The organism is Pedobacter nyackensis, assembly GCF_032678475.1.
In the GTDB taxonomy this organism is placed as follows: domain Bacteria; phylum Bacteroidota; class Bacteroidia; order Sphingobacteriales; family Sphingobacteriaceae; genus Pedobacter; species Pedobacter nyackensis_A.
Genome location: NZ_JAVTSF010000006.1, coordinates 297,213 through 323,341, shown reverse-complemented (window position 1 = coordinate 323,341; position 26,129 = coordinate 297,213). Strand labels below are relative to the sequence as shown.

Sequence of the window (26,129 nt, the reverse complement as noted above, 5' to 3'; positions counted from 1 at the left end):
GATCAGTAATTGTTAATTTCAGGCAATATCAATTTTTTGTTCCAGATATACATCCTGTATGGCATGCAGGAGCATTATCCCTTCATGAAATGGTTTTTGGAAAGCTTTTCTTCCGGCTATAAGCCCCATGCCACCTGCGCGTTTATTAATAATAGCCGTTCGTACTGATTCCTTTAGATCGTTTTTGCCTTGGGACGGGCCTCCAGAGTTGATGAGGCCTGCTCTACCCATATAGCAGTTCATTACCTGATATCGGCACAAATCTATTGGATGCGCTGTAGCAAGTTTAGTGTACATTTCTTCTGTATATTTCCCATAGTTGGTGCCGTACCTGCACAGTTCTTTGTAGCCCCCATTGATTTCTGGTAATTTTTGTTTAATGATATCTGCCTGGATGGTAACACCTAGATAATTGGCTTGTCCTGTCAGGTCTGCAGCGGTATGGTAGTCTACCTCATCCTGAACAAAATTTTCGTTTCTCAGGTAGCACCAAAGTACTGTAGCCATACCCAATTCATGTGCCTGTTCGAAAGCTTGGGCGACAGCTATAATTTGCTGATTTGAGGCCAAGGATCCGAAAAAAATAGTAGCGCCTACGGCTGCCGCACCAGTATTCCAGGCATTTTTTACAGATGTAAACATAATCTGATCGTATTTATTGGGATAGGTAAGCAGCTCGTTGTGGTTCAATTTAACAATGAAAGGGATTTTATGTGCATATCTTCTCGCAACTGTTGCAAGTCCGCCTACTGTGCTGACAACGGCGTTACAGCCACCCTCAATGGCCAGTCGAACAATATTTTCGGGGTCGAAGTAAATAGGGTTGGAGCTGAAAGAGGCGCCTGCGCTATGTTCAACTCCCTGATCAACTGGTAAAATGGAAAGATAGCCACTGCCAGAAAGCCTTCCTGATCGATATATGCTTTCCAGGCTGCGCAATGTTTGAATATTGCGTGAGGAATTCAAATGAACACGATCTATAAAGTCGGCTCCTGGCAAATAAAGATTTTCTTTTGTGATGGTTTGACAACGGTGTGAAAAAAGGTGCTCTTGTTCTCCGATTAGCGTTGTTATTTCACTGTAATTCATAATAGAAGGATTAGTGGTCGGTCCTCATTATTCTTTTGAAATGCTTGTAATGGCAAGTAAAGTTCTCAGATTAAATCCATGTGGAAAATGATGGATGTCATTGAAGCTGGTGATTTCAGACATCAATTTATATTTTGGTTCAGTGCATCTTTGATACTGTGTATGATGATTTTATAACTGTCATTATATTCCTGTTGTAAAAGAAAGTAAATATGGAAACAATAATTGTCACCACGGATCTATCTGTAAATTCAAAGGCTGCTATACGCTTCGCTATAAACTTGGCCAGAGCAAGAAAGGCACAACTAATTGTATTACATATTTATCACGTTTTGCGGCCAACCATATGGTCTGAAAATGCTTATCAGGTATACAAACAATCTATTATAAATCAAACTGAGAAAGACATAACTGTATTTGTAAAGAAGATCATTAATTCGATGAATTTGTCTGATGTGAACTTTAGGTTGATCATGAAAGACCATGTTGATGCCACGGAAGGGATTCTAGAATTTATAGCAGCGCATACTTGTAACTATATTTGTATTGGCACCAGGGGAGCAGGGGCCATAAAAAAGATAATTGGTACGCATACCTCCAGGTTGATTATTCACTCAAGCGTACCTGTTATTTGCATCCCTAGTGGTTATCGGAATAGACCATTCAAACGTTTGCTTTATGCTACAGATATGAATAACTATGAAGCTGAGCTGATCAGATTGGTTGACTTTGTTAGACCACTCCAGGCTGAGCTCAGGATGTTGCATATGGCTGCCGAAAATGAATTTATTTTAGACACTGCGTCTGCTGAAGAAAGTCTCGAAAAAAAGATGAATTATAAGGTTGAAGTGGTTAATCACCAAAGGAATGTTTTGTATAGTGTTCTTCAGGAAATTAACATAGAGACAAAGCAGTATAAGCCCTCTATGATTGCCTTTTTTACGCATCAAAACCGTTCTCTGTTGGATAAATTGATTCTACCTTCAAATGCTGCTGAATTTAGTTTTTATAGCCAAATTCCCATGATTTCGTTTAAAAAAGGATAAGGTGTTGCGTTGATGTATTAAACATTATTAACAAAATCTAAGTGGTTTAAGGCCGAAAAGGTGTCCTACTGCAGTAGTCATTTCCATTGAGGTTGTCCCTTTCAGGGCTCGTAGCATTGATGAAAACATTTTCAGTGTCCCATTGAATAGCATGGGTTCTAGGGCTGCGATGCAAATAATCCGATACACTTTCGACTTAAAGATCAGATTGATGTAGCAGTACTTTACACTTAGGCCATCAAAAAAACATCACTAATAGTCAATATTTGAATGGCTTATTAAAAGTCCTGTAACTACTTTCATCAATTGAAAAGATGCTAACTGCTGGGTTGTTTGCTCAAACAAAAATAGGCGGATTGCAGTGTTTAAAATAGTTGAAAATGGGATTAAAAACTTACTTAAAGCGGCATAAGTTTCTATGTTGTCATTTGATTATTTTGTCGTGTTTAACCTTTTGTCAGGATTTAATGGGGCAAAATCCGCCAAAATCTCCTATTACTATTCCTAAACGACCTGGAAATTTACTGTCTGGGAAAACTTCGCCAGGAGTAACGGATATATGGGTGGTCTTTAAAACACACTGTGATTTGGGGTACACCATGTCGGCGAAAGCGGTGCTTAAACAGTATCGTGAGGATATGATGGACAATGCAATTAAGTTAATTGAACAGGAAAGGAGTAAAGAGGAGGCAGAACGGTTTAAATGGAGTATTGCCGGCTGGCCAATGTGGGGGAATATTTTAGGTGAATTGCAGATACCGGAGCGAAAACAGAAAGTAGAACAAGCCTTGAAAGAAGGGTATATCAATGTCCATGCCTTTCCTGTCACTATGCATACCGACGTTTTTGAACCTGAAGATTATGTGCGTGCCTTAGGGTTTTCGTCTAAAGTAGCCCGTAAGTATGGCTTAAGATTACCCATCGCAGCAAAGATGACCGATGTACCTGCCCATAGTTGGTTTTTACCTACATTGTTATACCATGCCGGAATTAAGTTTTTGCAAATAGGATGCAATTATTCAAATCGTGGACCGATGTTGCCGGAACTGTTTTGGTGGGAAGGTCCGGACGGTTCAAGAATACTCTGTAATTACACCACAGAATACGGATCTGGCATAGAACCTCCACGCGACTGGCCTTCAAAAAATTATTTAGCTGTTTCCATGACGCATGATAATGAAGGCCCACCTTCACCCGAACAGGTTGAAAAGGTAAGAAAAGAAGCCGGGAAAATAAAAGGGGCTAAACTTCATATTGGAACGCTTGACGATTTTGCAAATGCTTTGCTGGCTGAAAAACCAGATATTCCTGTGATAAAAGGTGATATGGTAGACCCATGGATTCACGGGGTTATGGCCATGCCCCAGGAAACCAAAATTGCCCGTAATGTCAGGCCTCTTCAATCAGCTTTGGAGGTTTTAAATACCCAGTTAAATTTATGGAAGATGGAAACTAGTCCAATCGCGGAAAAGTTAGCGATATCCTATGAAAACAGCATGCTTTATGGAGAGCATACCTGGGGGGCAATGACACCTGGTTGGGGTTTTTTCTCAATGGATGGCAAAAACAGGGGAATTGAAAGATACCTGTATGGTGATGATTTTGTTCGGGCACGAAAGGAAGGGTTTTATAAGAAGTTTGAAAGTAGCTTTCAGGAGCATAGACGCTACATAAAAAATACAGATAGCATTGTTTCAACGGAATTAAATAGCCGGTTGAAAACTCTGTCAGAAAATGTTAAAGCGAAGGCCGGAGAAATAATTGTTTACAATACGTTGCCATGGGTAAGAAGTGGAGCAGTTAACGTTGCCGGGGAAACCATCTGGGTTAATAATATACCTGCCAAGGGTTATAAGGTGGTAAAAAATGATTTGAAAGCCCCTGTTTCCCTAAAAGACCATTCAGCTGTTTTAAATACGAAATATTTTACTGTTCGCTTTGATCAAAACAAAGGAGGTATAGCTTCTTTGATAGAAAAATCTACGGGAAAAGAGCTCGTTTTACAAAATGACGAGTTTATACTCGGACAGTATTTACATGAGAAATTTAGTTATGCGCAAACATTGGATTATTACAATAAGTATTGTACGATGTCAAATTCATTTAACGCATCCGTAAAGCCAAATATGCCTAAAGACATTCCCTATGCCGCAGTTAGTCTGAAGAACTGGGAAATGAAAGTTGAAAAGTCTTCTTTTGCTGATGAAGTGACGTTAATTGCCAATAATACTGATGGAATAGCGCAATCTATAGCTATAAAATTCACTTTCCCAAATGAAGGTGCATTTGTAGATGTAAATTGGAAGATTGATGGTAAAGTGCCCGGCACGCTTCCAGAAGGAGGCTGGCTATGTTTCCCTTTTAATGTTAAAAATCCTGTTATTCAGGTTGGGAGAATTGGTGGGGTAATGGATCTGGAAAAGGATCAGGTTGTGGGTGGAAACCGATATATCTATGGCGTAAACACAGGTGCAGTATTAAAGGAAAAAGGTGGGTTGGGAATGGGTATTTGTGCCATAGACGCACCGTTAATGAGTTTCGGAGAACCAGGACTCTGGAAATATGATTATGATTATTTACCAAAAAAGGCGGCTGTTTTTGTAAACCTTTATAATAATATGTGGAATACGAATTTCCCTTACTGGACGGAAGGATCATGGAGCGAAAGGGTAAGGGTATGGGGGATAAAGGAAAATGAAAATACAGCTGAAAACCTTGCTGTTAAGTCCTGGGAGGCTAGAGTGCCTTTATTAGCGATCGCGGCAACAGGTAAAAACGGAAAACTCCCCGCTGAAAAATCGGGGATAGCGGTATCCCGTAAGGGGGTACTTGTGACAGCGTTTGGTGCAGATTCCGACGGTAATCCGGGTACGCTTTTACGCATCTGGGAGCAAACAGGAATTAAAGGGGAAGTTAAAATTGAACTCCCTAAAGAAATGAATGTGAAAACTGTAACACCTGTTAATTTAAGAGGAGAGGTGAGCGGAGAGAAACTGGTCATAAGAAAAAATTCAATCAGTACTTATTTAAAACCATTTGAACCCGCCAGCTTCATTTTAAATTAAAAGCCTGTTTCTACTGATATTTATGCTATTTAAACAAATAAACAAACACACAAAATGAACTTTCCTGAAATTCAAGTACTTAAGCTTTTTTATAAACACCTCTGTTGTGTTGTGGCTGTGATGCTTCTTTTTGCCCATGCCCATGCTCAGCAACTAGTTGAAGCCCATTATAACATGGGACGCTCTGGTTCGGTATCTTATGCAACCTCGCCGGATTTACTCAAAGATTTAACCAGTCACGGCCATGATTTAAAGAAAAATGGGACCCCTGTGTTTTTTGCAGATGCCCCGGCAGATAAAAAAATGAACGGCGAAGGATCAATCCTGTTTAAAGATAAAGGCATTTATCAGATCGCTGATAATTTTGGTAAAACCAGTCAGCCCTTTGTATTGGAAGGTTGGTTTCAAACCAATAGTCGCCAGGGCTCAAAGGATCCGGGGAGAAACAAAGGGGTTGTTTTGGCCTATGGAGATGATAAAAGTGGCTATGTTTTATGGCAAAAAGAAAACCAGTGGGTATTGATGATAGATGGCAGGGAAAGCCCTAAAGCTGTTGCAAAGGCTATTCCCGGCGAATGGGTTCATATTGCCCTGGTAAATGATGGTAAGACTGTATCAACGCTCGTTAATGGATTAAGAACTTTGACTGGATTGGCTGCTGCTAAAACCCTGGCTGCCAATTTCTCTATTGCTGCGTTAGGTAAAGACAATTTTTTTAATGGATTGATATACGAAGTAAGGCTTTCTACGCTAAATAAAGTCAAATTTGATGCAGGCAAACATTTGTTGTTTAATGCCAGACAGGTGGCGCAAAAACAAAAACAGGCGACAGATGAGCAACGTGCACTATTTGCAGCGCTTGAAGCAAATAAGTCGATTGTTAAGGTTCAGTCTTTTCCTGCTGCTGAAAATTCAAAAGACTGGATGGTTAGCCAGGTTAAAACACCTGTACAATTGTTGTTGCAAAAAGAGCCTGGTCAGCTGTCAGCAAAACTGTTATTAACTAATGGTTTGCTTAGTCGTGAGTTCTTTATTGCTGAAAACCTGGCTTGCGTAGGTTTTAAAAATGAATATACTGATGCCCAGTACCTGAGAGCTGTAAAGCCTGAAGCAAGGGTGATGATTGATAGTACCTGGTATAATGTAGGTGGATTTAGCGGACAACCTGAAAAATCCTACCTGATGGAAAGCTGGTATAAGAACCTGATCGCAGAGCCTTCGGCATTTCGCTTTGCAGGTCTTGAGGTCACACAACCCACAGCACGCTATCCATGGCAGCAAAAGTACAATGCTGTGCATACCGAATGGCCTCCTAAGGGTTTGCATGTGATGATGCACTATAATGCACCATTAAACAAGGGTGAGTGGCAAAAGACAGTGAAGGTAACCGTTCATTACGAGCTGTATGAAGGGATGCCGGTTATTGCTAAATGGATCACTGTTGAGAACAATACCAATTCCTCTTTTGTTGTTCGTGAAGCAGAATGTGAAGTTTTAGCCGTAAATCAAGATCAGGTAAAACGCATTCATGTGGAAAGTGATTACTCTTTTGCTTTGGCCAATGCCGATACGGAAGGATCTGCCTTGATGCATTACAATGGAACACCTCCGGCATATCAGGTAGGAAGAAGTACAACAACATGGCAAACCGATCGTGAATACAATACCTGGGCATCTCACAATCAGGCCGAAGATAAGTTTCTTGGATTCCCACATCATAACCTGTTGCTGAGCAGGGTGCCAATGGGACCTTCTGAAACACTGAAACCCAAACAAAAATTCACTTCTTTCACAACTTTTGAACTGTTACATGACAATGACGACAGAGAGCGTCAGAGCCTGGCACATCGCAAGTTCTACAGAAAGCTGGCCCCCCAAGTTACAGAGTCCCTATTGGCTGCTGGTATTACCTCTCACGACAAAACAAAGCTTAAAGGATTTATTGATCAAATGGGCGAACTGGGCTTTGAACGGTTGGATATCATGGCCTGGCCAGGTATTTCTCATGATAAACTGGACGCTGATTATGTCGGTTTATGGAAAGAAATCGCTTCTTATGCAAAAACTAAAGGAGTGGTAATGGGCGGATATGAATTGCAGGTCGCATCAAGAGGAAGAGGTGCACAGTATGATTGTATTGATCCGGAAACTAAAAAGCCGGGCAGCTTGTTTGGGCAAAGTGTTTGTATTGCCAGCGACTGGCAGGATAAATATTATACCGACATGTGGAAGTTTTTTGATCAGACTGGCTTGATGACCTATAACATGGATGGGCCTTATCATGGCGATGTATGTGCATCTACAACACATAAACATCATACCGATTTGTACGATTCACAATGGGAACAATGGAAACAACAGGTAAGGGTACTCCATGAACTCCAGCGCCGCAATATGTATGTGCCAATTCCAGATTGGTATTTTCTGAACGGACAATCTTCTACAGGTATGGGATACCGTGAGGCCAGTGCGAATTTAACACCTCAGCAACAATTGTTGTTGGGCCGTCAGTACATTTACGATGGTACCTGGCATAAAACACCTACAATGGGCTGGATGACTTTACAGTTGGTAGGTTTTTATACCAATGATCCAAGGGTAGGTTTAGAGCCATTAGCAGATAATCTGGACAGATACGAGGTAGGCTTGTTTCAGCACCTGGCTAGTGGCTGCCAGTTTACAGTAAGGGGAAATAGACTTTATGATACCCCTGAAACAAAAGCAATGGTAGCCAAGTGGGTAAACTGGTTTAAAAAACACCGCGAAATATTAACCTCTGATATTATTCACGTTTCCCGTCCTACCGGCAGGGATCTGGATGCCATGCTACACGTGAATGCTCAAATTGAAGAAAAGGGGATGTTTGTAGTGTTTAATCCGACTGAAAAAGCAATCACCAAAACAATGAAAGTTCCACTTTATTACGCTGGATTAAAAGGCAGGGCGACGATAACAGATCAGGATGGAAAAAGCAGCGTGTCGACGCTAAATGATCAGCAGGAAGCACAATTTACAGTTAGTATACCAGCAGGAGGATTTGGCTGGTTTCTGATTAAAGAATAATTAATACGCTGCTCTATAAGTTAAAACCCCCAACTCGATTTGAGAAGGGGGTTTTCTTTTTATATTGGTTTTTAGTTCATTTATTATTTAGCAGCATCCAGTTCCTTTTTTGTCCATGGGGTTTCTCTGCCACTGGTTTCCTGTCTTACTTTTTTTACATCTGCAGGTTTGATCATGGAGGCTTTATTGCCAATATCATTCCGGATATAACTCAATACGGATGCAATGTATTCGTCATCATTTGCACCAAGGGCCGGCATAACATCAGGATAGGTTTTTCCATTAATAGGCCCGGATAAACCATGAAGGAGCGTTTTAATTAGTTTTACCGGGTCTCCGGCAATGCTGGCCGAGCTGGCCAGGGGAGGGGCAACCATGTTAGCACCACCAATAGAAACACCTTTTCCGTCGGCACCATGGCAGGTTGCACACAACTGGTTAAATATCAATGCGCCTTGTTTTATCAACTTCTGATCGGCTTCTTTTAGTCGTTGTGCATTCATTCTGGATAATTCTCTGGCATCCAGTATGTTTTGGTATTTCTTTAATGATGCAGTAATTACCTCGTTGTTCTTATTTCCATCCATTATTTCTTTAGTCATGGCTTTTGCCTGTTCTGAAGTGCTGAAGCGTAAGGTTAAGGCAAGTTGAAAACGTACATCTGCACTTGGGTCATTAATCAAAGGCCTGAATGCGTTGATCAGCTGTTCATCTCCTTTTAAAATTCGGTCTTCACTTGCCCAAATGGCGGTTTTTCTCAGTTCCGCATCTTTATCTTTCAGTACACTAAGGATAGTCTCATTGTCTAGTGATTTTAGACCATTTAATGTCCATAGGGCGTGAATACGGCCAAGCTGGGATGAACTGGTGTTTAATACGATTGCTTTAAGTTCGGGAACGACCGACTTGTCGCCACGAACAACAATCAGCTTTTGTGCATTTTCGCGCCACCAGCCATTGGCATGACTTAAGTATTGAACAAGTTGGTTCGCCGACATATCCAGCATTTTTGGTGCTTTTTTGTCTGGTTTTATTCCATCATGTACCAACCGGTAAATTCTACCCCGCTGGATATTCTTATCCAGATGTCTTTCTAATATCTTATTACGCAGGAAGGAACCTTTTCTTGTCCAGTTCCCTTCCTGGATGATCCCTCTATACATATCCAGGATATATAAACAACCATCAGGGCCTGTAGCTGTATTTACCGGTCTGAAATTCATATCAGTTGATGCGATAAATTCTTCTTTCTCAAAGACATTTTTTAAAGTGATTTTTCCTTCTGTATTGGTCACCTTAGCTCTTCTGATTAACCGTCCTACAGGCTCACAAATAAATAAATCACCCAGTACGTCTGCAGGTAATGAATTTCCTCTGAATATAGATTGACCTGCTGATGCCGTAAAATGATTTAAGGTGCTGTCTGCTCTAAGCCTGCCATTTCCTCCCTGTACATCCGGAGTAGAAATAATAGGCCATACGGCTTGAAAATCCTCATTAAACTGATCTTTCAAATCAAGTCTGCCATATTTAGGGTTCTGTTGAAAGGTAACTGCAGGTACTTCACCACCGGCCGATGAATAGAATAAACGGCCATAATTGTCGCTGGTTAAACCCCACTGTCCACCCGGGCCTTCAGGAAGGTCTTCTGATTTGATCATTCCATCTTCATAATAATAGCGTTTGCTATCATAGGTAACATACAGCTTGTTATCAAGGTTCCAGATCAGCCCGCTTTTCTGGTGCTCCAGGTTAGCGGTATTAATCTCATCGTTTTTAAACACAAGTTTCTTTTCGTCGGCTATGCCATCGCCATTTGTGTCGCGGTAACTGTGGAGGTGATTGGAATTGGTTTCATTCACGATCAGGCGGTCATCTAGTGTAAGGAGCATCCTGGGCAATACGAGTTTGTCTATAAATACAACAGATTTATCCATCTTTCCGTCGCCATTGGTGTCTTCCAGTCGCTTTACGGTACAAATTGGTCTCATTTGTCCCTCGCCATCTATATCCTGCATATAGGTATTCATTTCGGCAACATATAGTATTCCATTGCCATCCCATGCCATGGCTACAGGCTCATGGATCATAGGTTCGGCAGCCACCAGTTCAAGACGATAACCCTTGGGAACATGGATGGTTTTAAGGCTTTCTTCCGGAGAAAGGAAGGCGGGGGAAGGTGCTGTATTTACGATGATTTTACCTTCAGCATCTCTTTTTACTATATTTTGGGAAACGCGGCAGGTATAGGTAAGCAGGCCTAAGCCGATAATGCCGAGTATCCATTGTTTATTCTTGTTCATCAGTATATTTTCTATCGGTTATGATTTATTTTTTTTGACCCATTGCATATTTGATCCCACCCAGTAAGTGGTTCAGAAATAGAGGCTCGGCATAAGATTCTTCTGTATGACCAAGCGCGGTATAAAAAGATCGGCCTCCATCGTATTTACGGTACCAGGCCATAGGATGATCACCCATTTTTCCTGATCCGGCATCATAGCTTTTTTCATCAATAGACATCAGGATATTTAATCCTTTAGCTACCCATTTGAAATTGTACCATTCATCTTTTCTTTTGTATTTTTCGGGAAGGTGTTTGGTGGAAATGTGTGTTCTGTCGGTAACATCTAATACTGCTACCTGTTGATGTGGGTGGGTAAGAAAATAGGCACCTACAAGATCTCCATACCATGGCCAGTTGTATTCGCAATCGGTTGCACTGTGAACTCCGACAAAGCCACCTCCGGTTCTGATGTATTTTTCAAATGCACTTTGCTGCTCATCATTCAATACATCACCCGTGGTGTTTAAAAAAATAACAGCGTTGTATTGTTTAAGATTTGCTTCGGTAAACTTTGCCGAATTTATGGTGCTGTCAACGTCAAATTTGTTTTCTTTTCCCAATTTCTGGATGGCTGCTATCCCTTGTTTGATAGAATTGTGGTGGAAGCCAGCTGTCTTACAAAAGACGAGTACCTTTTTTTTCTTTGCATGGGCCATATGCGTAGTGGAAACAATGGCCATCATAACAAGCAAGGCAAGGAGTTTTAGGTGGAAAGGTTTCATGTTTTTTTTCATCGAGTTTTGTGTTTGTGTGTATACTCAAATAACTTAAATTTTGAACTTAAATATGTATGTTAATTTGACTAAAATTGACGCTTTTTTTGCTTTTATAGATAGTGACTGCAAAAAAAACATTACTATTTGTCAAATTAACATGGGTTATAAAGCGCTCAATTCCGGTTATTTGGATAATAGTAGATTAATCTGAATATACCATTATAGATGAAAAAAAGGAAATCAATTCATCTGTTTAATGGCGGAGCTGTGGAGAATAATTATTATGAACATAAGTTTTAATGTTTTAACTTTTGGTTTTTAAAAAATATTAATATGCTCAGTTCGTCCATTTTGAAGTATTCAGATGTTATTTCTCAATTTGTACGGAAAAATAGCACTTTGTACAAAGTAGAAAACATAACTAATGATGAAATTAATGAATAATCTAAAGTACTTATTTTTCTTTTTTTTAACGATTGCCGTGACCGGCACAAAGGGGGATGTTGGAAATGCCGGTAAACTATGGTATTCAAAGCCAGCAGAAAAGTGGGATGCCGAAGCATTGCCCATTGGTAATGGACGCCAGGGAGCAATGTTCTTTGCTGGTGTTAAATCAGAACGCATACAGTTTAACGAACAGAGCCTGTGGTCGGGCGACAACAATTGGGATGGCGACTACCAAACCGGAGATCGTGGTTTCGGATCTTACAGGAACTTTGGTGAGTTCAACATTAATTTTGATGGAACAGGCGAAGCAAGTAAATACCGCAGGGAATTGAATATACGGACGGGTGTGCATACGACTACTTTTGAGTTAAACGGCGTTATTTATACGCGTGAGGCTTTTGCCAGTTATCCGGATCAGGTAATGGTTTTCAGATATACAGCGAGTAAAAAAGGAGCCTTAACTGGCAAAGTTTCCATGCTGTCCGGGCAAGGTGCTGTAAGTGTATCGGGTGCAGAAGGATTAAGTTTTGAAGGTCAAATGCCAAATCAATTGAAATATGCGGCAAAGCTAAAACTGGTAAAGGAAGGGGGATCGACTTATGTCGAGGGAAACACGCTTGGTTTTAAGGGCTGTAATTCAATTACCTTTTATCTGGATGCAAGAACCAATTATAAACCTGACTATAAGTCGGGATGGCGTGGTGATGATCCGATGCCGAAGATAGATAAAGAGCTGGGTGCTGCACAGAAGCTTGGTTATACGAAACTAAAAAGCCGCCATATTAAGGATGTTACAAAGCTGACGAATGCTGCGACTATTGATGTAGGAAAAACAGCCCAGGCAGTGCTCGATCTTCCAATAGATGTAAGGCTTAAAAATTATGCAGGAGGCACTAAAGACCCGGACCTGGAAGAATTGCTTTTTCAATATGGCCGTTATTTGCTGGTAGGCTCGTCAAGACCAGGTGGATTGCCTGCTAACTTGCAAGGTTTATGGAACAATAGTAATTCGCCGGCCTGGGCAAGTGATTACCATAATAATATCAATATTCAGATGAATTACTGGCTTGCAGAATCAACTAATTTATCGGCATGTCATGAACCATTGATCGATTTTATTGTAGCTGCGCAGGAACCTTGCCGGATTGCAACACGTAAAGAATTTGGCCAAAATACGCGGGGCTGGACTGCAAGAACCAGTCAGAGTATTTTTGGAGGAAATGGCTGGGAATGGAATATACCCGCCAGCGCATGGTATACACAACATGTATTTGAACACTGGGATTTTACCAGGGACAGATCGTATTTACAAAATACAGCTTATCCTATTTTAAAAGAAATCTGTCAGTTTTGGGAAGACCGCTTAAAAGTGTCGGAAGATGGGACCTTAGTGGTTCCTAATGGCTGGTCACCTGAACATGGGCCGAGAGAAGATGGTGTAATGCACGACCAGCAATTGGTTTGGGATTTATTTCAAAACTATCTTCTGGCAGCAAAAGAGCTGGGTATAGATGCTGATTATCAAACTAAAGTAGCTACTATGCAGCAAAAGCTCGCCCCAAATAAAATAGGTAAATGGGGACAGTTGCAGGAGTGGCAGGCAGACCGGGATAACCCCGATGACCAGCATCGCCATACCTCACATTTATTTGGCGTGTTTCCCGGACGTCAGATCAGCATGAAGAATACACCAGATTTAGCAAATGCAGCTATCATTTCCTTGAGAAGCAGAAGTGGTAACTATGGTAAAAACATCAATACCCCCTTTACTGTAGAATCTACTGTAGGGGACAGCCGACGTTCCTGGACCTGGCCATGGAGATGTGCGCTGTGGGCCAGGTTAGGTGATGGAGAAAAAGCAGGGATCATGATTAAAGGACTGATTTCTTATAACATTCTACCTAATTTATTTACCAATCATCCGCCTTTTCAGTTGGATGGAAATTTTGGTATCAGCGGGGCAATGGCCGAGATGCTTTTACAAAGTCATGCCGGAGAAATTCACTTGCTACCTTCAATTCCTGCAAGCTGGGCATCGGAAGGGTCATTTAACGGACTTAAGGCAAGAGGTGGGTTTACTATAAACTGTAAATGGGAAAATGGTAAGGTGATTAGCTATCAGGTTTATTCTAAACAAGCTGAAAAAGTAAAAATCCGCGTTAACGGAGAACTAAAAGATGTGGTTTCAACAGCTATGAAACAATCGTAATATTTAAACCGATTCCCCGGCGAACTAAAAGGGAAAAAGACCAAATCAAACACAACAAAACAAACAAATGAAAATTCAACGAAATTTATTAATTGCTGCGCTGGTAATTGTGGGGGTAGGCCCGCTTTCGGCACAATCGACTGTCGGTGACTGGCTGGTCAATCCTGTTAAGGAAAAAGCCCAGGTGGTAAAGAGTGCTGATGGAAAGAACATTACTTTACAGAATGGTTTATTGAAAAGGGTATTTAGAATTTCACCAAACCTGGCTTGTATTGACTATACTAATTTAAGTACAGGAAGACAGTTGTTACGCGCTGTGAGAGAGGAAGCAAGGTTGGTTATCAATGGAAAGGCTTATCATATTGGTGGTCTGTATGGACAGAAAGAAAAAGCTTACTTGTTACCAGAGTGGGTGGATGGATTTACTGCGGGAGCAGGCGACTTTCAGTACGTTTCCTATGATGTTAAGCCGTTGACACCCCGATTGAAATGGAATAACAGTAAGTATTGGTATTTACCTGCTAAACCGGCGACTGGTAAAACGGTTTCCTTTTTATATAAATCCAAATTGGCTGATCTGGCAGGTCTGGAGGTTCAGGTCGTATATGAACTATATGATGGCATTCCTTTAATTGTAAAGTCTTTGAATGTACAGAACAAAGGAGCTAAGACCTATAAAATTGATCAGGTAGTGAATGAGGTCTTAGGTCTGGTTGAAGAAGAGAGTTCAGTAGAAGGAAGCTTTGAAATCATGAGAAAACCTGCTGGAATATATTTTGAAACCAATTATGCGTTCAACAATTCCATGAATTACGCAAATAGTGATCAGACTACACATTGGAAGCCGGATTCAACTTATACCTCTCAGGTACACTATAGATATCAGACTCCGGTACTCCTGGAAATCTATCCTGAAAAAGCCAAAGGTATCGAATTGAAAACCGGGGAAACACTGAATTCTGTGCGTACGCATGAATTATTGATGAATAAGGATGATCGGGAAAACCGTGGACTTGCCATTAGAAAAATGTACCGTGCAGTAGCACCATGGGTAACTGCCAATCCAATATTTATGCACCTGGTAGCCAGAAATTCTGAGCAGGTTAGAACGGCTATAGACCAGTGCGCAGCAACTGGTTACGAAGCACTGATCGTTAGTTTTGGAAGTAATTTGAATATGGAAGATACTTCTGATGAGAACATTAGTAAATGGAAGCAGCTTGCTGATTATGCACATAGTAAAAACATAATGATCGGTGGATATTCTTTATTTAGCTCAAGAAAAATAGGTCCTGAAACTGATGTGATCAGTCCTGAAACAGGAAAACCGGGTGGGGCTTTTTTTGGTAACGCACCTTGTTTTGGCAGTGAGTGGGGACTTCAGTATAGAGATAAAATCAAAAACTTTTATATAAAGACAGGCTTTGATATCTGGGAAAATGATGGTCCATACCCTGGGGATGTCTGTGCTTCAACTTCACATCCTGGACATAAGGGTTTGGAAGATTCGCAATGGAAACAAATGGAGATCCAGAAAGAATTGTATACCTGGCTAAATGAAAGAGGTGTTTACATCAATGCTCCTGACTGGTATTTCTTAGATGGTACCCATAAAATTGCTTTGGGTTATAGGGAAGTGAATTTCTCTTTGCCCCGTGCACAACAAAAGATCTTAAACCGTCAGAATATTTATGATGCCACCTGGGAGAAAACACCTTCTATGGGCTGGGGTTTTGTGCCATTAACTCAATATCAGGGTGGTGGTGCTGCCGCTACATTGGAGCCATTATCAGAACATTTGGACGATTATGAGCAGTTAATGATGCAATATTATGGTGCTGGGGTACAGGCTTGTTACCGCGGTCCAAGATTGTACGATACCGAAAAGACGAAACAGACGGTAATCAAAGTTGTTAACTGGTATAAAAAATACAGGAATATATTAAACTCCGATGTGATTCATCTGCGCAGGGCAGACGGTAGGGATTGGGATGGAATACTGCATGTTAACCCTGAGCTGAAAGAGAAAGGTCTGATGATGTTGTATAACCCTACAAAAGAAAAAATGGTCAGAACAATCAAGGTTCCTTTGTATTATACGGGCTTGAAAGATCTGGTAAAGATCAGTGAAAAGGGAGGAGCAGTTAAAACTTACAAATTAAACAGAGATTATACCGTAGACCTCACTTTTACAATTAACCCTGGAGGTTACACCTGGTTTGTTGTAGAGGGATAAATTAAATTTTATGATGAAAAGAATCCAGATCCTGCTTATCGTCATGTTGTGCTCAACAGGCGTATTTGCAGCCGTTAAAGATAATGTGTTAATTACCAACGATTATCTGGTTGTAAAGTATAATTTTAAAGCCAGAGATTTAGAAGTAACCTATAAAAATGGGAATAAGAGCTTTTTGAAAAAGGTTATCCCTAACGGGATCGATGGAACGGTAACTAAGACGAACGCCTCCAGCGTTATCTTCGGTAAGGGCAATGCCTTGATTTTTACCACTGCTGATGGGGGATCTATATCTTTTACCTTGTATGCTGCCCAGCCTTTTCTGTTTGTAAATCAAACTATAAAAAATGCAGGAAATGGTACGGTTGATATTGAGAAACTTAATCCTGTTTCATTTTCAGTTGACCTTAATCAACCCACATCGAGATTAAAAACACTGGGAACAGGGGGATTACTTGCTGCGGATAAAAATCCTGGTAGTTATGTGTTCCTGACCACTGTAGATCCGGTTACACGTAATGGTGTTGTTGCGGGCTGGCTAACGAATGAAAAGGGAAGTGGGGTGTTATTTTCAGGTGTTAAGAACAACCTGGTTGAAATAAAAACACAAATCGATTATGGGCGTTTTCGTTTGGCTGCCGGTGCAAAAGAAGCAACTGAAACTTTGGTTATCGGTTATTTCGCCGATGCACGTATAGGTGAAGAGAAATTTGCCGATGCGATTGCAAAGCAGCAAAGGATTAAATTAATGCCACGGTCGGCTGTTTATTGTACCTGGTATTCCGAAATAAATGGTGGTGCCGGTACGGAGTCTGAAACAATTAAATTAGCCGGTTTTATTAAGGATCAATTGAAGCCTTTTGGACTTGGGGTGCTTCAGATAGATGATGAATGGCAGGCGGGAGGTAAATATGCCGGTCCGCGCAGAGGTTTTGACCGTGTAGATCCAAAGGGAGGTTATCCTGATGGTATGACAAAAACTGCCGAAGCAATAAAGGAGAATGGTTTAACTGCTGGAATATGGTGGATGCCGTTTAGTCGTAACCACCAGGATCCTGAATACAAAGATCGTCAGCACTGGTTTGCGAAGCGGTTAAACGGGAAACCTTATGAGACTTCATGGGGTGGAACATCTTTGGACCTAACTAATCCTGAAGTTCAAAATCACGTCTCTTATGTGGCAAAAAAAATGCAGAGCTGGGGTTATGATTATTTCAAGATGGATGGGCTATGGACAGGAACTGTTACAGAACAGGTTTACATTAATGATGGGTACAAAAATGACAGCATTGGTAATTGTCAACCGCTATTTAACCCATTTAAAACCCAGATAGAAGCATATAGAGATGGTTTAAAGCTTATCAGGAATGCTACTGGTAAAGATATGTTTCTTTCGGGATGTTGCGTTAGCCAGAACATGAGGTCCTTTGGCCCTTCAATGGGACTCGTTAATTCCATGCGTATCGGACCGGATTTTAATCATGATGGAGAAAGCATCCGTACAGGTGTAATACGTGCTTCCAGGTTGTACTTTTTAAACGGAAGAGTTTGGTGGAACGATCCGGATCCTTCCATGATCAGGGAAAGTGGTAAATCTACCGCCGATGGTGCGGCAGGTGGGATTGGGAGTTTGACAAGAGCCCGGTTGTTACCTTCTTTCGTTGCAGTTTCTGCACAATTTTTTCTCAGCAGCGATTGGCTTCCGAACCTGCCTTCAGACAGGCTGGAAATTATGAAGCGGTGTATGGCTTCGCATACCGGAACCGCACGCCCTGTTGATGCTTTTGATAAATCACTCCCTTCAATTTGGTTGGCAACAGATAAAAAGACGGGTACAAGTCGTAATGTTGTTGGCTTGTATAATTGGGAAACCAGCACTCAGAAAATCGGGACTACTTTAAGCCGGGCTGGGTTAATGGATAAAACGACTTATTATGCTTTTGATTTCTGGGCAAATAAACCACTTAGAAATATGATTGGTTCCATTGAAGGAGAGCTTCCTGCTGAATCATGCCAGATTATAGCCCTTCGTGCCAAATCAAATCATCCGGTGGTTGTTTCTACGTCTCAGCATGTAAGCCAGGGTATGATCGATCTCCTTAAGGAAGATTGGAAGAACAATACGCTTTCAGGAACAAGTAAGTTAATTGCCGGAGATAGTTATGAAATGCGTATTGCAGGATTGAACGATGGCGGAAACTGGAAGTTAAACAAAGCTGCTATTGTTGGAAGTACAGAAGGAATAAGTATTGATATCTTGCCTCAGTCAGAAAAAGGATGGGCCAGGGTAGTCATTAAAAGTAAGGAAAGTAAGCAGGTGAGCTGGACTTTGAAATTTATAAAATAGAAAGCATTTTAACGATTAAATATGATATCTTTTGTTATATCAAAAAAAACAACGATAGCTGTTTTGTGCTCACTGTTCATCGCAACAGGAGTTTCTGCGCAGGAAGAAAAGCTAAATGGAGCAGATTCAGTAGCTTTTAAGACTTTGGTTTCCGGGTTGTCTTTCCCTGATAAATTAGAACAGGGTACTAAGCGGGTGGGCCTCCCAAAGGTTGCTGCGGGATATGAGCTCTCGCTGTATGGTTCGAGTAGAAAACCGGTAATTGGCCTCGACGGAAAAGTTTATCAGCCCTTAACCGATTGTGAGGTACAATTGGTATTTAAGGTAAAGAACAAGGGAAACAACCGTTCTTATGAATTTCCACATACTGTAAAAGTAATGGGCCGGTACCGTCCGCAATCTGGTGCCAATAAACAGCCTTTTGTGATACCTTCCTTACAGGAATGGAATGGTGGAAACGGTAGTTTTAAATTATTGGCTAACAGCCGGATCATCTTAAGTGCTGAAGCCCGAAAAGTATTAGCTCCTGCAGCTGATATTTTTTTGAATGACCTTAAAGAGTTAACCGGAAATTCTGCCTTAAGTATTGCAACCGGTAAAGCCAAACCTGGCGATATCGTGTTTAGTATTGATCCTGCCCTTAAACACTTAGGTGAGGAAGGTTATGTCATGAATATTGACCAGACGGTACAGATCAGCGCAGCTTATTATAAAGGTGCATTCTGGGCCACAAGGACGGTACTGCAAATATTGGAACAAGATCCGGAGCATAGTCTGATTGCTAAAGGTAAGACCCATGATTATCCTAAATTTGAAGTGAGGGGATTGGTACTGGATGTAGCGCGTAAGTTTTTTACCCTGGACTTTCTGAAACATTATGTAAAAATGATGGCTTATTACAAAATGGGTGATTTTCATATCCATTTGAATGATAATGGTTTTAAGCAGTTTTTTGAAGGGAATTGGGATAAAACCTATGCCGCATTTAGACTGGAAAGTAGTACCTATCCTAAGCTGACGTCTAAAGATGGTTTCTACACAAAAGCTGAATTTAAGGAACTACAGAAAACAGCACAACTATATGGTATGCGTGTCATTCCTGAAATTGATGTACCAGCACATTCACTTGCCTTTACCAGGGTGTTCCCGGAAATAGGTAGTAAAGAATATGGAATGGATCATCTGGATATTAATAATCCTAAAACATATGAGGTTATAGATAATGTTTTTAAAGAGTATATAGAAGGAAAGGATCCTGTTTTTGTTGATCCTGAGGTACATATAGGTACCGATGAATATGCAAAAAAGGAGGCAGAGAGTTTTAGGGCATTTACAGATCATTATATCCGTTTTGTACAAGGGTATGGTAAGAAAGTGCGTTTATGGGGTGCGTTAACCCATGCACAGGGTAATACGCCTGTAACCTCTTCTGGCGTGACGATGAATGCCTGGTATAACGGTTACGCGGATCCGAAAGAAATGGTACGTTTAGGTTACGATCAGATCAGTACGCCCGATGGCTTGTTGTATATTGTTCCTGCTGCAGGCTACTATTACGATTTTTTAAATGTTAAACGTTTATACGAAAGCTGGGAACCCAACCAGATTGGTAAAGAAGTCTTTTTGATGGGACATCCTAAAATCAGAGGTGGAATGTTTGCAGTATGGAACGACCATGTGGGAAATGGAATAACGATGAAAGATGTGCACCAAAGGGTTTTCCCGGCAATGCAGGTGCTTTCGGAAAAAATGTGGACAGGAAAAACAGATCAGTCAGACTGGAATACATTTGCTAAAAATAAAGTGAATGTTGGTGAAGGCCCCGGATTAAACATGCGCGGAGCTGTTGGCTCTGCTACTGCGGACGGCCTGGTTTTAAAAGATAATCTGACTGCTAAGGGTGGTAACCTCAATGGAAACGAATCGATTGAATTACCTCTCAAAGAAATTGGGTATCCATATTCTGTTTCCTTTACATTGAAGGCTGCACATGGAAATAAAGGGGATGTCATTCTCTTTAAATCTGAAAATGCAGAAGTATTTATGAAAGAAAATGATGGATTGAGACTTGGCTTTAGCCGTGAGAATTATACAGATCTTTTTGAATTTGTATTTGTCCCGGACAAAAGCTATAAGGTCATGCTTACTGGAAATGAAAAAGGCACCTGGTTATATGTAGACGGTGCATTGGTTCAGCGAATGGAGGGTAAAAAGTTAAGTTTTGAAACGACAGATACTAAAATTAGCAGGATGCAAACATTGGTGTTCCCTCTACATCAGATTGGAGATACTAAAAAAGGTTTCCAGGGCATGATTTCAGACCTTCGGGTTTATAACAAGCGATTGAACGAATCCTATCTTTCGGAGCAGTATGGAAAGTAAAAACGAACAGCTCTGAAAGCAAAAAAATCTCAATAACAGTCAAAATAGCATCGATTAGTCGATGCTATTTTTGTTAGTTTTGAGTTCGTTAAGACTACCAACTACACAACAATGAAATTAATTAACACCAGGAACCGCATAGATGCTAAAATGGCGCTATGTATGTTATTATTGCTATTCAGTTTTTCTGCCCGGGCCCAGTGGGACTTTAGTACGAATTATTTTAAAATTCATCTGAACAATAAGGGGTATATCACGAGTATGAAAAATATTACGGTTAAACCTAATGCCGAGTTTAGCGCTGCTGATAAACCTTCTCCATTAATGAGTTTGTATGACAGTAAGAAAAAGGTTTATTATAAACCAACCAAGGCGGTTTATAATAAGGCGAATCAATCTGTCACACTAAATTATCCGAACGGTTCCCGTGCTAAAATTTCGTTGCTTGCGAAAGAAAAGTATTTTAAACTGACCCTGCAGTCGCTGAGCCCGCGTAATGGGGTTGACGGTGTGCAATGGGGGGATATTCATACTAATATTACCAATCTGTTTGGTGAAATTATTGGTGTGGCGCGCGACACCAGCGAAGTTCATAATTACGCTATTGGTATGCTTGCTTTAGACGATAATACCCTTGGTGGTACATCTGAAACAATAGCTGATGCTGCTCCTTTTCAGTATATCATTCACAGCCCCGACACTAAACGGTTTCCTCTACCAGCTAATTTGCATGAAGGACAAATTTTTACACTTGGTGGGGATGGAATCAGTGACGTAGCGTTTTATGCACATAAGGAACCGTATTACAGAATATTATACGGAAATGCGGCTATGATTGACAGTAAGGGAAGGATCTCTCTCAACTATCATTCGAGGGACAGAACTACTAAAAGAGAGGTATACTATTCGCTCATACCAAATATGGCTGCCAATACGCCAAACCATATTGAGGTAGAACCACTGCCAGGTGTGGATTATATCGGATCGTCTGTTGCTTTATGGGGGAGTCCAGACAGTACAGCATTGATGGATGTTATTCAGACAGTTGTGAAGGCTGAAGGGTTACCATATCCCACAGTTAATGGGAAATGGATAAAAGACCCAGCCGCATTTGTACCTGATGCACTTACAGCTGGAGGCTTGTATGATAATGTTATTTCTTATACATCTAAAATGGGATTTAAGGCGATCAGTTTGTATGACAGAGGTTTTTTAAAACCTGATAGGGGCAATAAGGGCTATCTTGATGGAGAGAACTTTGAAAAGAAATCTCTGAAGTTGACGGCTGGAAATAAATCGCATAAGGAATTTTCAGAAATGGCCGCAAAATATGGAATCGTTATAGGAAGAACACCAATTACCAATTCTTTGGCCCCTGGTACAAAAGATGCAAGTCCGGTTCCAAGTGATAGTTTATGTTATCAGCAAAAGCGTGTGCTGATGAATAACCTTTCGCCTACCGATACCATTATTATTGTGGATGATCCTAAACACCTTCAGGAAATTGCCAGCTGGGAAGGACACGCCAAAAATTTGAATATGGTTAAAATAGGAAAGGAACTGATCCATTATTTAGGCGTTTCGGATAAAAAGCCTTACAGGCTTTTAAATGTTAAACGGGGGTATTGGAATACGGTACCTGCAAGTCATAAAGCGAAGGATGATATTTACAAGCTTCAGGTGACTTTAAATTATGGATACGACGGATTGATTCCAAATATGGGCCTGCAGGATAAGATTGCTGAATACTATGCTGATGTTTGTTATATCAATGGCTTAGGATATTATGATTTTGACGGACAGGAGTTTCTGTTTAACAATGGACATGGCTATTATTCAGCAAAGCGTTTTTTTCGGAAAATGTTTGAAAGGGCTGCAAAACTGGGTATTCCAGATATCCGCTTTACGGGTGCTACCTTGTCTGAAGGTTCCTGGCATTACCAGAGTATCTGGAATGTTGGAGGAGGAAAGAACTTGTATGATGTGGATACCAGGGAATGGGGAAGCAGTACCAGTCAGGGTAAAGACCTGCGCGATGTGACTTATGCGAACTTTTTCCCTGTGGGTATGGGTGGGAATTTCCCGATTAAAGCCAATTCAACTGTGGAACAGTATGAACATATACAAGCCATTTCTGTTGGGGTAGGCACAACGTATAGTATGACCCTAAACCAAAAGGATGTTGAAAGCTGCCCTCAAAAGGATGCAATTTTCAATGTGATCAGAACATGGGAAGATGCCCGTGCTGCAAATGCTTTTCCGCGTTTGTTGAAGAAGCAATTGGCCGATCCGAAGAAAAGCTGGACTTTAGAAACAATCAATAGTAACAGCTGGAAATTGTATGAGAAAGTTAATGGTGAAAAAACAAATGCGGTTGTTTTAAAAAGAGCTGCAGGTTATTAAATCTTAAATACTATACTTTTAAAATGAGAAAAATTAGAACTTCGCTGCTTTTTGTTTTATTGGTAATAACTGCTGCGAGTGCCCAAAAGAAGTCGGGCAATGTGCATACACCAAAAGTAACTGATGTATGGGTTGTATTTAAAACTCATTTTGACTTAGGTTTTACGGATTTGCCGGAAAATGTTTTTACACGTTATAGGGGAGAGATGATGGATAAAGCCTTAAGCGTGATTGAGAAAAATGCGGCGCTACCTAAAGATAAGCATTTTGCATGGACGGTACCCGGCTGGCCGCTTTATGCACAGATTTTAGGCCCTGAGCAAGATCCTGAGCGTAAAAAAAGAATAGAAAAGGCGGTTAGGGAAGGTTCAATTGTTGCACATGGTTTAGCATTTACTACCCATACTGAATCTCTTGATTATGAGGATTTGGTTCGTGGGCTAGGATATTCCTCAAAAGTTGCCCGTAACTATAATCAACCTTTGCCAATAAGTGCTAAAATGACTGATGTCCCCAGTCATTCGTGGGTTATGCCAACTTTACTGAACAATGCCGGTATCAGGTTTTTACAGTTAGGATGTAATCCGGCTAGCCAGAGTCCACGTTTTCCACAGATATTTTGGTGGGAAGGAGCCGACGGTTCTAAAATTTTATGTCAGTATACAGCCGACTATGGCTCTGGAATAAAAGCACCGGCAGATTGGCCATCTAAGAATTATCTTGCGATGATTATGACAGGCGATAATCATGGTCCGCCAAATCAACAGGACGTAGAAAGTATAATTGCAAAAATTGATAAAGAAATGCCAGGTGTGAAGATACATCTTGGAACACTGGATGATTTTGCAAAAGCGATTCTTGAAGAAAAACCAGATCTGCCAACTGTTAAGGGAGATACACCAGATTCCTGGATCCATGGATTACTTTCAAATCCTGTGGAAGCAAAGATCGGAAGAAATATCCGTCCCCTTGAATCTGCCCTTGATGGATTGAATACACAGATGGGCGCCTGGGGAATACCTGTAAAAAATATTTCGGCGAAACTGGACAAAGCTTATGAACAAAGTCTTTTGTATGCAGAGCATACCTGGGGCATGAATGCGGAATATGGCCCACGTTATAGTTATGGTGAGGTTTGGAAAAAATGGTTGGCAGAGGCCGCTGCAGAGCCTGAACCTGAAAATGGGGATTATTCGAAACTTAAAAACAGCAATGCGCATAACACAAGTACTGGAAGCAAAAAGAAATGGCTGCATTCTTATGATGTAAAGCGAAAGTACATTCATAATACGAACGAGATCATCAGTACTGAGCTGAAAACACATCTTGATCTGTTGGCCAAATCGGTAAATGTGGAAGGGAAGCGTATGGTTGTTTATAACCCGTTGCCCTGGAAGCGGTCGGGAATTGTTGAGAATCCATGGAACAAGGGGAGCTACTTTTATGTGAAAGACATTGCTCCTTCGGGTTATATGACCTACAGTCAAAAGGATTTAAAAGCGTCAGATGTTACAAATGATGAGCAAACGGAACTCAATACTCCTTATTTTAAGGTCGTTTTTGATCTAAAAAGAGGAGGGATAGCATCGTTGCTGGACAAGAAATCGAATCGTGAATTGGTAGATCAATCGGCTAAATATGTTGTTGGACAATTTTTGCATGAACGGTTCAGTACTAATGAAGTAGATCAATGGTTTAACGTTTACAGTAGGATAAAAACAGGATGGGGATTAAACGACCTGGGGAAACCAGGGATGATTAGTGCCGATAAAGCGCCGTATATGACCTTTACACCCAATGATTGGAAAATCTCTGTGACGCATTCAAGTGTCGCTGATATTGCAACGTTGAAGGCCGTTGATACGAGAGGCCTTGCCGGAAAATATACTATGGTATTTACATTTCCCAGAAATGCTGTTTATGTAGATGTAGAATGGTTTGTGGATGGAAAAACACCGGACAAGCAACCGGAAGGTGGGTGGTTGTGTTTTCCTTTTGCGGCTAAAGACGCTAAATTTACTGTGGGCCGTTTGGGAGGACCGGTCAATCCGGCTACTGACCTGATTGCTGGAAGTAATAAATACCTGATGGCTGTAAATACAGGCGTTTCAATCACCCAGAAAGACAAATCTGGAATGGGTTTAGTTTCAAAAGATTCCCCGCTGATTGCCTTAGGTGAACCAGGGTTATGGAAGTTCTCTTTAGATTATATTCCTCAAACGCCTTCTTTGTTTGTTAATCTTTATAACAATATGTGGAATACCAATTTCCCTTTATGGCAGGAGGGATCATGGAGTGAAAAGGTACGGATATGGCCAATTGATAGAAACACAGAAACATTAGCCAATTTGTCGGAAAAGTCCTGGGAAGACCGTTTGCCTTTGTTAACCGGGGAATCTGATGGTGAAGCTGGGCAATTACCTGTAAAAAGCGAAGGGATTTCTATTTCGAGAAAAGGAATACTGGTTACTGCTTTTGGCGAAAACCCAGATGGCAAAGGAACTGTTTTACGTTTATGGGAGCAGGATGGTATTGATGCTCAGATTGGTGTTAAGTTGCCTAAGGGATTAAATTATACACAAGCTGTCCCTGTTGATCTTCGTGGTGAAATTATTGGTAAGCCGGTTAATATTGTTGGGGGAAAACTCAGCTTCCATCTAAAAGCATATGCGCCTGCCAGTTTTATTTTAAGGAATGATGTGATAGGAAAGTAATTGCAAAAAAAGCATTTATAATTGTCAAATTAACGGTTGTAATTTTGTTTTTATATGTGGATACT

Annotated in this window: 12 protein-coding genes; 9 read left to right on the top strand and 3 right to left on the bottom strand. The window is 40.9% G+C overall.

Going from position 1 to position 26,129, the window contains the following annotated elements:
* Positions 1-18: 18 nt before the first annotated feature.
* Positions 19-1,089 (bottom strand): class I fructose-bisphosphate aldolase, encoded by a 1,071-nt coding sequence (locus R2Q84_RS19335; RefSeq protein ID WP_316818241.1) that lies wholly within the window; start codon positions 1,087-1,089, stop codon positions 19-21.
* A 212-nt stretch (positions 1,090-1,301) separates the two neighbouring features.
* On the opposite strand from R2Q84_RS19335, the gene R2Q84_RS19330 reads away from it, so the two are divergent.
* The 3 genes from R2Q84_RS19330 (at position 1,302) to R2Q84_RS19320 (ending at position 8,263) form a co-directional block, all read left to right on the top strand.
* A complete protein-coding gene (locus R2Q84_RS19330; RefSeq protein ID WP_316818240.1) occupies positions 1,302-2,135 on the top strand; it encodes a universal stress protein in 834 nt (277 codons plus the stop codon).
* 380 nt (positions 2,136-2,515) lie between these two features.
* On the top strand, positions 2,516-5,200 hold the full coding sequence (locus R2Q84_RS19325; protein ID WP_316818239.1) for a hypothetical protein: 2,685 nt from the start codon (positions 2,516-2,518) through the stop codon (positions 5,198-5,200).
* 54 nt (positions 5,201-5,254) lie between these two features.
* Positions 5,255-8,263 (top strand): LamG-like jellyroll fold domain-containing protein, encoded by a 3,009-nt coding sequence (locus R2Q84_RS19320; protein WP_316818238.1) that lies wholly within the window; start codon positions 5,255-5,257, stop codon positions 8,261-8,263.
* A gap of 83 nt (positions 8,264-8,346) precedes the next feature.
* Here R2Q84_RS19320 and R2Q84_RS19315 read toward each other — a convergent pair whose 3' ends face one another.
* Together R2Q84_RS19315 and R2Q84_RS19310 are read right to left on the bottom strand one after the other, a co-directional pair.
* The gene (locus R2Q84_RS19315) at positions 8,347-10,566 is read right to left on the bottom strand and encodes a c-type cytochrome (protein WP_316818237.1); all 2,220 of its coding nucleotides are present in this window, start codon (positions 10,564-10,566) and stop codon (positions 8,347-8,349) included.
* 25 nt (positions 10,567-10,591) lie between these two features.
* A complete protein-coding gene (locus tag R2Q84_RS19310) occupies positions 10,592-11,344 on the bottom strand; it encodes a ThuA domain-containing protein (RefSeq protein ID WP_316818236.1) in 753 nt (250 codons plus the stop codon).
* A 406-nt stretch (positions 11,345-11,750) separates the two neighbouring features.
* Here R2Q84_RS19310 and R2Q84_RS19305 point away from each other — a divergent pair, with 406 nt between their 5' ends.
* From R2Q84_RS19305 to R2Q84_RS19280, 6 genes are all read left to right on the top strand, one after another.
* A complete protein-coding gene (locus tag R2Q84_RS19305; RefSeq protein ID WP_316818235.1) occupies positions 11,751-13,982 on the top strand; it encodes a glycosyl hydrolase family 95 catalytic domain-containing protein in 2,232 nt (743 codons plus the stop codon).
* A gap of 67 nt (positions 13,983-14,049) precedes the next feature.
* Complete coding sequence (locus tag R2Q84_RS19300) at positions 14,050-16,218, top strand: alpha-galactosidase (protein ID WP_316818234.1); 2,169 nt, start codon at positions 14,050-14,052, stop codon at positions 16,216-16,218.
* A gap of 10 nt (positions 16,219-16,228) precedes the next feature.
* Positions 16,229-18,565 carry an alpha-galactosidase gene (locus R2Q84_RS19295; protein ID WP_316818233.1) on the top strand — a complete coding sequence of 779 codons (2,337 nt, stop codon included), beginning with the start codon at positions 16,229-16,231 and terminating at the stop codon, positions 18,563-18,565.
* Positions 18,566-18,586: 21 nt separating this feature from the next.
* On the top strand, positions 18,587-20,947 hold the full coding sequence (locus tag R2Q84_RS19290; RefSeq protein ID WP_316818232.1) for a family 20 glycosylhydrolase: 2,361 nt from the start codon (positions 18,587-18,589) through the stop codon (positions 20,945-20,947).
* A 111-nt stretch (positions 20,948-21,058) separates the two neighbouring features.
* Positions 21,059-23,350, top strand: coding sequence for a hypothetical protein (locus R2Q84_RS19285; RefSeq protein ID WP_316818231.1), 2,292 nt, complete (start codon positions 21,059-21,061; stop codon positions 23,348-23,350).
* A gap of 23 nt (positions 23,351-23,373) precedes the next feature.
* On the top strand, positions 23,374-26,064 hold the full coding sequence (locus tag R2Q84_RS19280; protein WP_316818230.1) for a hypothetical protein: 2,691 nt from the start codon (positions 23,374-23,376) through the stop codon (positions 26,062-26,064).
* Positions 26,065-26,129 lie beyond the last annotated feature (65 nt).